This window comes from Micromonospora sp. CV4 (assembly GCF_003667455.1).
Lineage (GTDB): Bacteria > Actinomycetota > Actinomycetes > Mycobacteriales > Micromonosporaceae > Micromonospora.
Map to the genome: position 1 here is coordinate 1 of NZ_RCVI01000100.1, position 401 is coordinate 401.

General features: G+C 75.1%; 1 protein-coding gene. It reads right to left on the bottom strand.

Features of this window, described 5'->3' with window-relative positions:
- On the bottom strand, nucleotides 1–348 hold a 348-nt coding region (locus EAD98_RS00855), incomplete at its 3' end, for a LytTR family DNA-binding domain-containing protein (RefSeq protein ID WP_121652191.1).
- Between the last annotated feature and the right edge of the window lie 53 nt (nucleotides 349–401).

The window sequence follows — 401 nt, forward strand, 5'->3', positions numbered from 1 at the left end:
CTCGGCCAGCCGCTCGGCGCGGACCGGCTTGCGGACGTAGTCGGTGGCGCCCAGGTCGAACGCGTCCACCGCGCCGTCGTCGTACGCGGTGACGAAGACGATCGCCGGCGGCCGGGCGAACCGGCGCAGCACCCGGGCCAGTTCCATCCCGTCCAGGCCCGGCATCCGAATGTCCAGGAAGACCACGTCCACGTCCCCGTCGCGGAGCACCCGGAGGGCCTCCGTGGCGTCCCCCGCGGTGTGCAGCCGGGCCACTCGGGGATCGGCCCGCAGGTGATACGCCAGCTCGTCCAGGGCCGGCGGCTCGTCGTCCACCGCCAGCACCCGGAGGAAGCCGGTCGCGTTCACTCCGCCGACCCGGTCGCTCCGCTCGGTCACGACCCCGCCCGTACGCCGGGGTG